A 274-nucleotide genomic window follows, 5' to 3' on the forward strand; every position below is an offset into this window, starting at 1 on the left:
CACACGTTAAGCGCTTATTACGACCTGAAGTTGGATTCACTGGGAAAGAAACTGAGTATTGCAGGGAATTTTTATAAGAATGACTCTGACACTGATGTTAATTTTTCTACGTTCAGATCTTCTGATCAATCTGTTCAGGATGTGAAAACTACTTCTTTGATTTCGCCTCAGATCTTTTCTGTTCAGGCAGATCTGGAGCTTCCATTCTCTTTCGGAACCATTGAAACCGGAGTTAAATTCAATCAGTTTAAAAACACTTCTGACATTCAATATT

The 274-nt window shown here is 37.2% G+C and carries 1 protein-coding gene; it reads left to right on the forward strand.

Annotated elements, in window-relative coordinates; translation table 11 throughout:
- A partial coding sequence (locus SCA31_RS23365; RefSeq protein ID WP_410699406.1) for an outer membrane beta-barrel protein occupies positions 1-274 on the forward strand: 274 nt, incomplete at both ends.

Origin of the sequence: Chryseobacterium sp. SIMBA_028 (assembly GCF_046535285.1) — a bacterium.
In the GTDB taxonomy this organism is placed as follows: Bacteria; Bacteroidota; Bacteroidia; order Flavobacteriales; family Weeksellaceae; genus Chryseobacterium.